The organism is Halomonas sp. SIMBA_159 (genome assembly GCF_046536035.1).
GTDB lineage: Bacteria > Pseudomonadota > Gammaproteobacteria > Pseudomonadales > Halomonadaceae > Vreelandella > Vreelandella venusta_A.
Genome location: NZ_JAWJBT010001502.1, coordinates 1 through 240 on the forward strand (window position 1 = coordinate 1; position 240 = coordinate 240).

A 240-nucleotide genomic window follows, 5' to 3' on the forward strand; every position below is an offset into this window, starting at 1 on the left:
GGAACCCTGCGCCAAGCTGTAGCTTTCTTTGGTCGACACCACCTTCGCCAGATCCATCCCTTTCAGGCCAGGAAAGGCTTTGGCTTTTTCCAGCGCCAGCGCTGCGTCGAGATTGTCACCCGCCATGATGCAACCATTCTGCGCGCCTTTCTCACGCAGCAGACGGGTCAGCTTACGGGTGTCAATGTCAGCGATACCAACAATGTTTTGAGATTTCAGATAATCAGACAATGTCTGCTG

The 240-nt window shown here is 53.3% G+C and carries 1 protein-coding gene; it reads right to left on the reverse strand.

All coding sequences use genetic code 11. The annotated features are described in order from the left end of the window. A partial coding sequence (locus R0J87_RS24230; RefSeq protein WP_498889600.1) for a carbamoyl-phosphate synthase domain-containing protein occupies positions 1-240 on the reverse strand: 240 nt, incomplete at both ends.